Origin of the sequence: Microbispora catharanthi (assembly GCF_006334915.2) — a bacterium.
Classification (GTDB): Bacteria; Actinomycetota; Actinomycetes; order Streptosporangiales; family Streptosporangiaceae; genus Microbispora; species Microbispora catharanthi.
In genome coordinates, this window is sequence record NZ_VDMA02000027.1 from 43,236 (window position 1) to 55,427 (window position 12,192).

Annotated in this window: 13 protein-coding genes; 8 read left to right on the top strand and 5 right to left on the bottom strand. The window is 71.3% G+C overall.

Annotated features, from left to right (window positions below):
- The first annotated feature begins 119 nt into the window (after window positions 1-119).
- Complete coding sequence (locus FH610_RS36020; RefSeq protein WP_139579716.1) at window positions 120-1,568, top strand: hypothetical protein; 1,449 nt, start codon at window positions 120-122, stop codon at window positions 1,566-1,568.
- An 875-nt stretch (window positions 1,569-2,443) separates the two neighbouring features.
- Here the strand turns inward: FH610_RS36020 and FH610_RS36025 are convergent.
- From FH610_RS36025 to lpdA, 3 genes are all read right to left on the bottom strand, one after another.
- A complete protein-coding gene (locus FH610_RS36025; protein ID WP_161628163.1) occupies window positions 2,444-3,289 on the bottom strand; it encodes an HD domain-containing protein in 846 nt (281 codons plus the stop codon).
- Between the two features lie 158 nt (window positions 3,290-3,447).
- The gene (locus FH610_RS36030; RefSeq protein WP_139579718.1) at window positions 3,448-4,629 is read right to left on the bottom strand and encodes an FAD-dependent monooxygenase; all 1,182 of its coding nucleotides are present in this window, start codon (window positions 4,627-4,629) and stop codon (window positions 3,448-3,450) included.
- 115 nt (window positions 4,630-4,744) lie between these two features.
- On the bottom strand, window positions 4,745-6,145 hold the full coding sequence (gene lpdA / locus FH610_RS36035; RefSeq protein WP_139579719.1) for a dihydrolipoyl dehydrogenase: 1,401 nt from the start codon (window positions 6,143-6,145) through the stop codon (window positions 4,745-4,747).
- Window positions 6,146-6,319: 174 nt separating this feature from the next.
- Here lpdA and FH610_RS36040 point away from each other — a divergent pair, with 174 nt between their 5' ends.
- Window positions 6,320-6,718 (top strand): SRPBCC family protein, encoded by a 399-nt coding sequence (locus tag FH610_RS36040; protein ID WP_079315200.1) that lies wholly within the window; start codon window positions 6,320-6,322, stop codon window positions 6,716-6,718.
- Between the two features lie 13 nt (window positions 6,719-6,731).
- Here FH610_RS36040 and FH610_RS36045 read toward each other — a convergent pair whose 3' ends face one another.
- Window positions 6,732-6,953, bottom strand: a complete 222-nt coding sequence (locus FH610_RS36045; RefSeq protein WP_139579720.1) for a hypothetical protein — start codon at window positions 6,951-6,953, stop codon at window positions 6,732-6,734.
- Between the two features lie 4 nt (window positions 6,954-6,957).
- Window positions 6,958-7,881 carry a TIGR03620 family F420-dependent LLM class oxidoreductase gene (locus FH610_RS36050; protein WP_139579721.1) on the bottom strand — a complete coding sequence of 308 codons (924 nt, stop codon included), beginning with the start codon at window positions 7,879-7,881 and terminating at the stop codon, window positions 6,958-6,960.
- Window positions 7,882-8,264: 383 nt separating this feature from the next.
- Between FH610_RS36050 and FH610_RS36055 the strand changes: the two genes are divergently transcribed.
- The 6 genes from FH610_RS36055 (at window position 8,265) to FH610_RS36080 (ending at window position 12,146) form a co-directional block, all read left to right on the top strand.
- Window positions 8,265-8,837, top strand: coding sequence for a COG4315 family predicted lipoprotein (locus FH610_RS36055; RefSeq protein WP_139579722.1), 573 nt, complete (start codon window positions 8,265-8,267; stop codon window positions 8,835-8,837).
- A gap of 357 nt (window positions 8,838-9,194) precedes the next feature.
- On the top strand, window positions 9,195-9,668 hold the full coding sequence (locus tag FH610_RS36060) for a GAF domain-containing protein (protein ID WP_139579723.1): 474 nt from the start codon (window positions 9,195-9,197) through the stop codon (window positions 9,666-9,668).
- Window positions 9,669-9,734: 66 nt separating this feature from the next.
- Window positions 9,735-10,463: a GAF and ANTAR domain-containing protein gene (locus FH610_RS36065; protein WP_139579724.1), complete on the top strand. Its 729-nt coding sequence runs from the start codon at window positions 9,735-9,737 to the stop codon at window positions 10,461-10,463.
- A complete protein-coding gene (locus tag FH610_RS36070; RefSeq protein ID WP_139579725.1) occupies window positions 10,435-10,800 on the top strand; it encodes an STAS domain-containing protein in 366 nt (121 codons plus the stop codon). Before FH610_RS36065 ends, FH610_RS36070 begins: the two co-directional genes overlap by 29 nt.
- A 66-nt stretch (window positions 10,801-10,866) precedes the next feature.
- A complete protein-coding gene (locus tag FH610_RS36075) occupies window positions 10,867-11,919 on the top strand; it encodes a quinone-dependent dihydroorotate dehydrogenase (RefSeq protein WP_139579726.1) in 1,053 nt (350 codons plus the stop codon).
- Between the two features lie 29 nt (window positions 11,920-11,948).
- On the top strand, window positions 11,949-12,146 hold the full coding sequence (locus tag FH610_RS36080) for a heavy-metal-associated domain-containing protein (RefSeq protein ID WP_139579727.1): 198 nt from the start codon (window positions 11,949-11,951) through the stop codon (window positions 12,144-12,146).
- The last annotated feature ends 46 nt before the right edge of the window (window positions 12,147-12,192 follow it).

A 12,192-nucleotide genomic window follows, 5' to 3' on the forward strand; every position in this document is an offset into this window, starting at 1 on the left:
GCGGTCCGAGTTCTATCCTTGACGGCGTCACTGACAAGATTCTCGCGATTGCGGGAGAAGAAGTGCCCAAGACCACGCGTACGCCGCGAAGGGAGAAAGCGCGAAGCGAGGGCGCGCGAGTGGACGGGCTTCGTGATCCGGATGTCGAGACCTTCGTCGGCGCGATGGGGACGCGCATGCGCGTGGACGCCGAGACGGTCGGAGTCGACCTCCGGACCCTGGAGATCCAGGTAAGACTGCACCTGCCCCGGTTGAGCAGGCCGGCCATCGCCGGCTGGTCTCCGGACAAGGTGTACGAGGAGATACGGCTGCAGGCCGTCATCCGGGCGGCCCAGGTGCGCCAGTCCGCGGAGGACGCCGCGTACCAGGCCCACGCCTCCGTCCTCCTCAACGTGAACAAGGCGCACCGGGACCTGAGCCTGTCGTTCGGCGACGGCTACCGCACCCGCCTGCGCTTCGCCGAGGTCAGGCCGGGCATCGGCCATCTGGTCCAGTCGAGACTGCACTACCTGCACAGTGAGAGGGCCGACACCGTCCTCCAGTTCGGGCTCTTCCTGCCGGGCGCGACGATGCCGATCACGTACGTCGCCTTCTCGCGATGCGACCGCCAGTACGTCCTGGACGCGCTCACCGGGCACGGGCTGGACGTGAATCCCGACCGGATAATGGTCCTGACAAGAATGCACGGGCTGGCGGGAATTCCGGCGAACCTCATGAGCCTGACCATCGCCCGCGCGGTCCGGGAGATCAGGGCGGAAAACGCCGGGGATTATGTCATCACGGCATACAATCCCATGCTCGGTTTCGACGGCACCTCGTTCCTCGCGTCGGGATTCAGGCCGATCGCCCTGTCACCCGTGGCGTATCGCTACGACGACAAAGGCCTTTTCCAGACACGCCGGATATCCGGGGTGTCGGTGCCGCAACTCCTGGACACCCCGGACAACGTGCTCATGGTCCTCGGCGCCACCTCGGCCGCGAAGCGGAGCGTCGGCGGGATCGAGAGCCTGATCAGGGTGTCGCGCCGGACCCACTCCGGCGGCGACCACGTCAGACCCGTCAAGGCGGACTTCACCTCGCCGCAGTGGACGGACCGCCTGCTCGGCTACCGCCGGATGCTGGAGTCCTGCTGGTCGGACCGCACGGTCCATCCGCGCTATCAGGAGTCGCCGGTCCCCCAGGGCGACCCCCGGGGCCAGTGCGGGGTCACCTCCGTCTGGCTCGCCCGCAGGCTCCGCGCCGACCTGCTGCTCGAACCCGTCTACTGCTACGGAAGGCTGCGCGTCGGCCGCGACGACGCCGAGGACGTGAGCCATCACTGCTGGGTCGAGATCGGCCCGGCCCACGACCCGCGGCGGTTCGTCATCGACCTGACCGGCGACCAGTCGGACGGCGTACGCGAGCCGATCATCCTGGGCGAGCACCGGGCACTGGCGGACCGGGGGCTGCGGTACGAGACCGCGGCGAGCCTGCGCCTCGACGAACTGCCGAAGGACCGGGTGTGGCCGCGCTTCCTCGCGCTCGACGACCGCCTGCGCGACCTGGACGAGCTTCGGAGGCGGACATGATCTCGGACGTGAACATGACCGGGGTCCGGCCCTCGGTGCTGCTGCTGTCGTCCGACAGCAGGCGGCGGTACGCGGAGGACGTCCTGAGGGCGCTGGCCCTGCCCAGAGGGGCGATCATCCAGTTCCGGTACGAGACCGACTACGTGGCGGGCGCCCTGCAACAGGCGATCGCGAACGGCTCCGCGGTCGGCCGGCGGTGCCTCGTGGCCTTCCTCGCGGATCGGGAGTCGCCCGAGACGGAGCCCTTCGTCGTGCCCGTGCGCTTCGCGACGGTGGTGGCGACCGCCTGCGTGGCCGACATGGCCGTGTTCCGGCTCAGGGTGGACGACTACGCGAACCTGGAGGAGTTCCCGCTGGCCGAGGCGGACATCAGGGCCAAGGGCGGCTGGTTCGTGGACAGGCTCGCGGAGGCCAACGGCGGGCGGTGGTATCCGGCCACCACCCGCTTCCCCGACCTCCATCTGCACGAGCGGCCGGGCGACGACCCCGTCGCGTGGCTCGGGGTGGCCCGTCGGCTCGCCCGGCATCCCACCTACAGGTCCTCCTACTTCGTCCGCACCGAGGAACCGCTGCTGGGCAGGGACAGGACGGGCGCGCTCGACGCCGAGGGCCGGTTGCACCTGAGCGACGGCGACTCGGTGAAGATGCGGGTCAGCTTCTACTCCGACGGCTACACGCCGACCGCGAAGCGGCTCGTCTGCACGACCGACGGCACCTTCCTCAAGATCGCGTCCGACGACTCCTACGACGTGGCGTCGCGATACGACACCGTGGAGTTCTGGCTGCGGCCCGAGATGCTGGGCTTCGACGCGCTCGCGCGGGTCGGGATCACGCTGGCGGCCGACACCCGGGCGGGCCCGATGCCGGGAGGCGACTCACTGACGACGAGCGCCGGGTTTCCTGTGGTCGTGCGCCGCTCGCGGTCGCGCCTCCTCACGCGGGTGTCGGCCAGCGCGGCCGGGGCCGTCCTCGTCGCCCTGCCCGCCGTGCTCGGGCCGGGCGTCGGCCTGCCCGTGAGGGTGCTGTGCGCCGTCTGCGGAGCGGCCCTGCTCGCCGTCGCGAACATCGTCATCTCCCACGCCAGGTGACACCCCACCGGAGAACAGGTGCGGGCGCCGCGCGAACTCCCGGCACAGCTCGTCGAACAACGGCAGCAGTGCCGGGCAGCTCATGCGGATCTTCCGCCTGGCCGTGATCTCGGTGTGCTTGTACGCCGCCCAGGTCGGCCGCAGCGGATGGTGGTCGGCCAGCAGCACGTTGACGTGGGGGAGCAGCTTGTCCAGCGCGTAGACGAACCTGCTCTCCGGGTCGCGCTGCGCCTTGTAGCCGTACAGGTCCTCGACGAGCCAGGGGAAGGTCCCGCCGAAGTCGCGGGTGATGATCTCCCGTGCCTCCTCCTCGCGTACGGCCTTCTTCTCCCGTTCCGCCGGGTCGGCGTAGACCGAGACGTCCCCCGCGTGGACCTCCGGCAGGTCGTGGACCAGCGCATACCTGGCGATCCTGCCCGGGTCCAGGGCCGGGTCGATCAGCGGGGCGAGGCAGACCGCGACCAGGCCCAGGGCGAAGGAGTGCTCCGCGTCGTTCTCACGCCGGGTGACGTCCTGCGGCACCACCGAGGACCGTTCGATCACGCACGGCGGGAAGACCAGTTCGCGCATGAGGGCCATCAGAGTGTTCGCGCCGACCGGGGAGCCGGTGTTTTCCGCGTCGTCCCTCGCCATCGGGCCGCCCTCGCATTGTTCGCCCGTACGCGGCCACGGCATTTCGCGCACGGCCTGATTCCCAGCGTAACCGACCATTCATCGACGCCGTGGGAAGTGTTTCCTGTGTGAATGGCGCGGAAGCCGAATGCCTGTTCGGTAATCGGCATTTCCGCATTTCAGGCCGCATAGTCCCGGAGCGTTATCGAGGTGGCCGCCTTGGTGCTCATCTTGTCGAGCACGCGCATCAGCGGCCCGGCCGTGAGCACCCGGTAGGCCAGATTGCGCCGCCGGATCGCGCCCCGCGTCGCCGGGGCGAGGAAGGAGCCCGCGTTGCCCGCGACCCGCTGGCACGCCTTGGCGAACCCTCTGATCAATCGCTCGTACTCCGGGAACGCGGCGCGGTGGTCGCCGCGGGCGGCGGCCAGCTCGCCCGCCAGCACGTACGCGGCCACGACGGCCATGCCGGCCCCCATGCCGCCGCAGGTGGCGCCGTAGCCGGCGTCGCCGAGCAGCGCGATCCGCCCGCTCGTGTAGTGGTCCATGTGGACGAGGCTGATCGAGTCGAAGTAGAAGTCGGACGCGTCCGGGACGGCCTCGATCAGCCGGGGGACCTCCCAGCCCGCTCCCGCGTACTCGTTCATGACGATCTTCTTCTGCTGCGCCACGTCGCGGTGGTCGAACTCCAGCCCGGGGGCACGGAAGACGCACATCACCCCGGCGGTCGCCCCGTCCCTGGCGCCCGCGGCCGCCACTCCGCGGCCGGGCTCGTTGTAGAGCAGCGTGTCGCGGCCGAGCCCCAGGTGGTCGGGCGCACTGAAGATCGCGACGTGGTGGCCGGACGGCCGCACGAACCGCGATTCGGGGCCGAAGGCCAGCCGCCGCACGTTCGAGTGCAGGCCGTCCGCGCCGATCACGAGGTCGAACGTCCGGGGCGCTCCACGCTCGAAGGTCACCTCCACCCCGTCCGGGGTCTCGGTCATGGACGCGATGGAGTCGCCGAAGACGTACTCCACGTCGTCCCTGGTGAGGTCGTACAGCACGCGGGCGAGGTCGCCGCGCAGGATCTCCACCTCGCCGCCGGCGAACTCGGTGGGCAGCGCGACGACCTGTTCGCCGCGCCAGTCGACCACCCGCCACGGGCCGGGATCGGTGCGCAGGCGGCGGATCTCGTCCAGGACGCCCATCCGCCGCAGCACGTTCATGTGGACCGCCCCCCGGAAGTCGACCGCCTGGCCGCCCTCGCGCAGGGCCGGAGCCCGCTCGACGACCGTGGGGGCGAAGCCGTGCCGGCGCAGCCAGTAGGCGACGGCGGGCCCGGCGATGCTCGCGCCGGAGATCAGAACCGATGGGGTCGTCATGCGCGCTCCTCTGGATCGGAGGCCGCCTGGTGTCGCGGCCACGAGAAGAGCGTCGGCCCCGGCGCTGACGGACCACCCACCGGCGGCTGACCGGCCGCCACCGGCGCCGACCGGCTCACATGTTGATCATGTGTCCGGCCAGACCGTGGATCGCCTCCTTCACCGCCTCGCCCAGGGTCGGGTGGGCGTGGACGTTGCGCGCCACCTCGTGCACGGTGAGGTCCCACTGCTGGGCCAGGGTCAGCTCGGGCAGCAGCTCGGTCACTTCGGGCCCGATGAGGTGGGCGCCGAGGATCTCGCCGTACTTCGCGTCGCTGAGCACCTTGACGAACCCGTTGGGGTCGCCCAGGCCGTGGGCCTTGCCGTTGGCGGTGAACGGGAACTTGACCACCTTCACGTCGAAGCCCTGCTCGCGCGCCTGGGCCTCGGTGTAGCCGAAGCTCGCGATCTGCGGCTGGCAGTAGGTCGCCCGGGGGATCATCACGTAGTCGAGCTCCATCGTCTCCGCGCCCGCGATGGTCTCGGCGGCGATGACGCCCATCGACTCGGCGGCGTGCGCCAGCATGAGCTTCGCGGTGACGTCCCCGATGGCGAAGATGTGCGGCACGTTCGTGCGGCAGCGGCCGTCGACGGCGATCGCGCCCCGCTCGGTCAGCCGTACGCCGGTGTGCTCCAGGCCGTATCCCTCGACGCGCGGCTGGAAGCCGATGGCCTGCAGCACCTTGTCGGCCTCCAGCACGGAGGTCTCGCCGTTCCTGGAGACCGTGACCCGCACCTTGTCGCCGCTGTCGTCGATCGACTCGACCCGGGTGGAGGTCAGCACCTCGATGCCGAGCCGGCGGTAGCGCCGCGCCAGCTCCGCCGAGACCTCCTGGTCCTCCAGCGGGACCATCCGGTCGAGGAACTCGACGATCGTGACCTTCACGCCGTAGTTGTGCAGGACGTACGCGAACTCGACGCCGATCGCCCCGGCGCCCGCGATGATCACGCTCTCCGGCAGCGCCTCGCTGAGGATCTGCTCCTCGTACGTCACCACGCGCTCGGACAGGGACGTCCCCGGCAGCAGGCGGGTCGTCGCCCCGGCCGCGATGATGCAGTGGTCGAACGTCACCGTGCGCACCGAGCCGTCCGCGCCGCGCACCTCCATGGAGTCCGGGCCGGTGAAGGTGCCGCGGCCGTCATACTCGGTGATGCCGTTCTTCTTCATCAGGTAGTGGACACCCTTGACGCGCCCGTCCGCCACCTGGCGGCTGCGGCGGAAGGCCGCACCGTAGTCGAGCGTGATCGGGCCGTCCGCCTGGATGCCGAACGTCTTGGTCTCGTTCGTCAGGATGTGGGCGAGTTCGGCGTTGCGCAGCAGCGCCTTGGAGGGGATGCAGCCGACGTTGAGGCACACACCGCCCCAGTAGCGCTCCTCGACGACCGCTGTGCTGAGCCCGAGCTGGGCCGAACGGACCGCGGCGGTGTAGCCGCCGGGCCCGGCGCCGAGGACGACGACATCGTAATGATCGGTCATGGACCGGACCCTACGCCGCCGTGCGCATCCGTCCGGGGAGGGGGTGCCCACCAGGCGCCGACGTCGTGGGACCGGCTCGGGGCCGCTGCGCGGCCTCGCGTGGTGAGACGGAGGATGGACCGGACGGCGGCGGGTAGGGGCTCCCTACGTCGTCAGAGGGAGGAGTGACGGACCATGACCGAGTTCGAGCGGTCCCGCAGGATGCCCGCGCCGGCCGACCAGGTGTTCCGCCAGGCGTGCGACGTCGGCAAACTCGATCTCTGGATGCCCCGTGAGCTGCACGTACACGCGGAGGAGCCGCCCGCGGTCACCGTCCACGAGGACGAGACGGGACAGGACGAACGCGCGCTGCTGCGGGCCGAGCAGGACCAACTGCGGATGGAGTGGGGCACGCGCGATGTGGACCGGTACGCCGGATGGCTGCAGGTCGCCGGCATCGACGACGACAGCAGCGACGTGACGGTCCACCTGTCCTTCTTCGACGAGCGGCACGCGCCCCCGGCCGAGGCGGTGGAGCGGGCGCTGGACGACAGCCTCGAACGGCTGGCCGAGCAGGTGCGTCAGGCGGCCTGACCGTCTGCCCGGCCTACTCGGCCTGCCCGTCGGGGTCCAAGCGGTCCGCGTCCCCCGGGTGGTCCCGGTCGGCGGACGGGGTGAGCGGCAGGGGCGGGGCGAACGCGGAGGCCCGGGCGCCGGCCAGGCCGAGAACCTGGCGTATCCACGCCTCCAGGCCCGTCGGGTCCGGCGGGGTCAGAGGCTCCTGCCCGCCGTGTTCTCCGCGTCCCCGCCCGGGAGTCGCCGCGGTCACGCCGTCACCCCAGGAGGGCGGGGGCCAGCAGCCGAAGGTGCTCGATCTGCGTGCCGACCGAGTCGGCCAGTGGTTGAACGCACACGTGGTCGGCCCCCGCGTCGTGGTGGGCGCGTACCCGCTCGGCGATCGTCTCCGGCTCGCCCCAGACCACGATCGCGTCGATGAGCCGGTCACTGCCCCCGCCCGCGAGGTCGTCGTCGGAGAAGCCCAGTTCGCGCAGGTTGTTGGTGTAGTTGGGCAGGGAGAGGTACATCGCGGCGTACTCGCGGGCGATCTCCCGTGCGCGGTCCGCGTCCGCCTCGACCACCACGGCCTGCTCCGGGGCGAGGACCGGGTCCGGTCCGAGGATCTCGCGGGCCTTGGCGGTGTGCTCGGGTGGCACGAAGTAGGTGTGGGCGCCCTGGGTGCGCCGCGCCGCGAGTTCGAGCATCCGGCGCCGGAGCGCCGCGAGCATCCGGGGCGGCGTCTCCGCCTGCGGCAGCTCGATCGACGCCCGGTCCATCCCGTCGAGATAGTCCCGCATGTACTCGAGCGGCGCGGAGTAGTCGTGGCCGCGAGGGGCGACCAGCGGCTTGTGACTGACGCCGAGGCCGAGCACGAACCGCTGGTCCCACGCCTCCGCGAGGGTCGCGGCGCCGTTGGCGGCGGCGACGGGGTCGCGGCCGTAGACGTTGGCGATGCCCGTGGCCACGTGCAGCCGTCCGGTGGCCGACAGCAACAGCGCGGCGTGCGTGAACGCCTCTCGTCCGGCCGGGGTCTCACCGATCCACAGCGCCGGGTATCCGAGCTCCTCGATCTCCGCCGCGGCCTTCCTCGCCCGTGCCGCCGGGGTCGCCGCCAGAGAGGACAGCCACACTCCCGTACGGCCGAGGCGGCGCCTCAGCTGGGACGGTTCCACGGTGGACGGTTGCGTGCGCTCGGCCATCCGGACGCTCCTTGTCTGTCAACGCGAGATCGGGCGAAGGGGGCGGTTCGCCAGGGACGTCGCCCCCGCGGGGCCGGACGGCCGCGCCGGCGGGCGTCGCAGCCTCAGCATCGCATCGCACGCGCCGGTGACCTCGGCACCTCCCCGCGATCGGTTCACGTGTCGGGGCGCACCGCCGCGCCCGTACGGCTTACTCCGATTTCCCCGAATCCGGCGGTTCATCCGCATTGGTCGCTGATTCGCCCCAGGGGCGGCGAGAGGTCCGTGAGGCGGAACCCACGAAACGGCAAAGGCATGTCCCGGATCCTCGCGTCCGGGCGGCGGGGCCGCCCTCGCCGCGTGTCTCCTGGGAGCCGACTCGCTCACTTCCCAGGAGGCCGAACATGAGGAAACTGCTGTATGCCGGCGCGGTCGCGATCAGCCTGCTGGCCGCCGGATGCGGCGGTGCCGGCGACGAGGGCGCCAGCCGCGTCGCCAACGACCAGCTCAACGAGTCGCAGACGCCCGAGCCCTCCGAGTACCCCTCGGGGACGACGCCGTCCGCCACCGGATACTCGGCGTCGCCGACATCGCCCGTCCAGGCGTCCCCCACGGGGCCCGCGCGCATCGACGCGGCGCCCACCTCGCTCGGCAGCGTGCTGGTCGGCGTGGACGGCCGCACGGTGTACCTGTTCACCAAGGACAAGGGCGGCGCGTCCGCCTGCACCCAGGCGTGCGCCGCCGCGTGGCCGCCCGTGCTCACCGCCGGTGCGCCCCAGGCCGGTACGGGCGTGCACGCGAACCTGCTCGGGACGCTCCACCGGGAGGACGGCACCACGCAGGTGACCTACAACAAGCACCCGCTCTACTACTACGCGAAGGACCAGAAGGCCGGCGACGTGCTCGGCCAGGGCCTGAAGGACTTCGGCGGCGAGTGGTACGCCGTCACCCCGGAGGGCAAGAAGGCCAAGCGTTAGTCCCGGAGCGCGGGGCCATGCTGTGCGACAGCCGGGCGAGCAGGGCCGACAACTGCCCGCGCTCGTCCGGCGACAGCGGCGCCAGGGGCGACTCCAGCTCCCCGAACGTGGTCCTCGACGCTGCGCTCGAGCAGAGTCGGTGGCCGCGGCGGGGGAGAGCAGGCCCCGTTGCCCCGTCCGTTCCCGATCCGCCTTCCCCCCGCAGGAGGGCGGATTTCTCGTGTCCTCTCCAGTTCTGCCGGCCAACCCTTTCGGCAACCCTGGGGATCACCTGGCTACCACTGCTCGGAGCCCACTAGGCTTAGGGCACTCCGCCCTGTGTCCGCGGCCGCTTGATCATCTGAAAGTGGGCTCGCGATGGCCTCGGACGCGTCGTCTCTTCTCGAGAACATCCTCACCGGCATGGCCGACCTCTTCGGGGTCGACGGCGCCGCGTTGATGCTGCTCGACGGCCAGGACCGCCTCCGCGCGATCGGGGCGACCGACGACGACGGCGTACTGCTGGAGTCCGCCCAGGAGTCCGTGGGCGACGGTCCCGCCATCGAGAGCGCCGCCAGTGGCGGCCTCGTCGCGATCCCCGATCTGCACGCCGCGAGGCCCATGGGGTTCCCGCACGTGGCCGTCCACGCCCCGCCGGTCCGGGCCGTCCTCTCCGTACCGCTCATCGAGGATCGCGAACTCATCGGCGTCCTGGACTTCTACGCCCGCGACGGGCGCGCCTGGGACCGCACGGAGGCGGAGGCCGGATCACGTCTCGGCGAGCTGATGGTCATCGTTCTTCAGGTCCTGGCAGAGATCAGGACTGATCGAGCCCCCTCCGGGCAGTTGTGATGGCCGAATCGGCGCCTCTCCCCCAGGCCACAGCGGTGCGAGGTGAGGTTCACGAGAGGATACGGAATGACCCATATCGATCCTGAGGCTCTTGTCGCCAGCCTGCGACGTCTGCAGAAGGACAGGGCGGCGACCGGGATCGTGCACCACCTTGAGCGCATCGTCCAAGTGGTCGACCGGCTTTTCGGATACTCCGGCGCCGGCCTGATGTTCGCCGAGGAGGACCGCACACTTCGCTATCTTTTCGCCACCGACGAGCGTGGCCGCAGCCTCGAGCGCGCTCAGGCGGTGACGGGCCAGGGCCCGTGTGTGGCGGCGTACGTGGGCGACACCGCGGTGACGACGGTCGACGTGCGGGACGACCGGCGGTGGCCGGCCCTGCGTGAACTGCTGCACCCCGAGGTGCGCGGGGTGGCGGGAGTGCCGATCCGGCTCGGCGGCGTGCCCGTGGGCACCCTCAACGTCTACCAGGACGCGCCGCACGAGTGGCAGGAGAGCGACACCCAGGCCCTCCACGCGTACGCCCACGTGATCGAGCAGGTCCTCGTGGCGTCGATGGAGGCGGACGAGAAGGCGGAGCTCGCCGACCAGCTCCAGTACGCCCTGGACTACCGGGTCGTGATCGAGCGGGCCATCGGCTATCTCATGGGCAAGCACGATCTGACGGCCTCGCAGGCATTCACCGGGCTGCGCAAGCAGGCCAGGGACAGTAGACGGAAGGTGTCCGAGCTCGCGGCGGAGCTGCTGGGCGAGCAGGGCCAGAGGAATGTTGCGAATCCAGACCACGTCGTCTGAGGCCGGCATCCGGATGGCCGTGAACGGCGACCTCGACGTGTCGGGGGTGCCGGAGTTCCACGCCTGCCTGCGGCAGGTGCTGGGGACCTACCGGCCCGGGCACGTCGAGGTCGACCTGGCCGGGGTCGGCTTCCTCGACTGCGCGGGCGCGCGGAGCCTCCTGTGGGCCGACGCGCGCGTGCGGGAGTGGGGCGGCGGCGTGACCTTCGTCCGCCCCGCCCCGCCGGTGCTGCGGCTGCTGCGGCTGCTGGGCTTCGACTCCGCGCTGTCCATCCGTACGGCGTCGCACGTGCCGCTGCCTCAGCCCACGGCCGAGGCCCGTCCCCGGCCCAACTGACCGGACGTACGGCCGGTGGGGCCGGCGGACGGAGGTGGGCCGTGACCGGGCGATAGTCTTGCCGTGATGTATCGACTCGTGTTCACGCAGGTCCTGAGCCGCCTCGACGCGGAGGCCGTCCACCACCTCACGATCAGGCTGCTCCGCCTGCTCGGGATGTTCCCGCCCCTCGTGCGGCTGTTGCATCGGCTGCTCGCGCCGAGGGCGGAGTCGCTGCGCGTCCAGGCGTTCGGCGTCCACTTCGCCTCGCCGTTCGGGCTCGCCGCCGGGTTCGACAAGGACGCCGGATGCGCCGAGCCGCTGTCGGCGCTCGGATTCGGGCACGTCGAGGTCGGCACGATCACCGCGCACGCCCAGCCCGGCAATCCCCGGCCGCGGCTTTTCCGCCTGCCCGAGAGCCGGGCGATCATCAACCGGATGGGCTTCAACAACGCCGGGGCGGCGGCCGCCGCCAAGCGGCTGCGCAGGGTGCGCCACATTCCGGCCGTGGTCGGCGTCAACATCGGCAAGACCAAGGTCGTGCCCGAGTCCGGTGCCGTGCGCGACTACGTGGACAGCGCGCGCAGGCTCGCGCCGCTCGCCGACTACCTCGTGGTCAACGTGAGCTCGCCCAACACCCCGGGCCTGCGCGACCTGCAGGCCGTGGACCGCCTGCGGCCGCTGCTGTCGGCGGTGAAGGAGGCGGCGGGGCGCACCCCGCTGCTCGTGAAGATCGCGCCGGACCTGGCGGACGAGGACGTGGACGCCGTGGCCGAGCTCGCCGCCGAGCTCGGGCTGGCGGGCGTCATCGCGACCAACACCACGATCAGCCGCGAGGGCGTCGCGAGCACCGAGGCGGGAGGCCTGTCGGGACAGCCGCTCAAGGCCCGCTCGCTGGAGGTGCTGCGCCGCCTGCGCCAGAAGGCCGGCGACCGGCTCACGCTCGTCTCCGTCGGCGGCGTGGAGGACGTCGACGACGTCTGGGAGCGGCTGCTGGCCGGTGCCACCCTCGTGCAGGGCTACACCGGCCTGATCTACGAGGGCCCCCTGTGGCCGTCGCGGATCAACCGGCAGCTCGCCCGCCGGCTGCGACGGCACGGCTACGGTTCGGTCCGCGAGATCGTCGGCCGCACCGCATGAATCCCCTTCTCCCGAGAATGGAGAGCCCCATGGGCGTCAAGACCTACACCGTGCAGGGCATGACCTGCGGCCACTGCGTGAGCTCGGTAAAGGAGGAGGTCGGCGAGATCCCCGGCGTCACCGGCGTCGAGGTGGATCTCGACAGCGGCCGCCTCGACGTCTCCGGCGACGTCGCCGACGACGCCGTGCGCAAGGCCGTCGAGGAGGCCGGCTACACGCTCGTGTGAGCTTCGGCCGCGCCCATCGGTCGCGTCGACGCCACCCGCGCCCGCC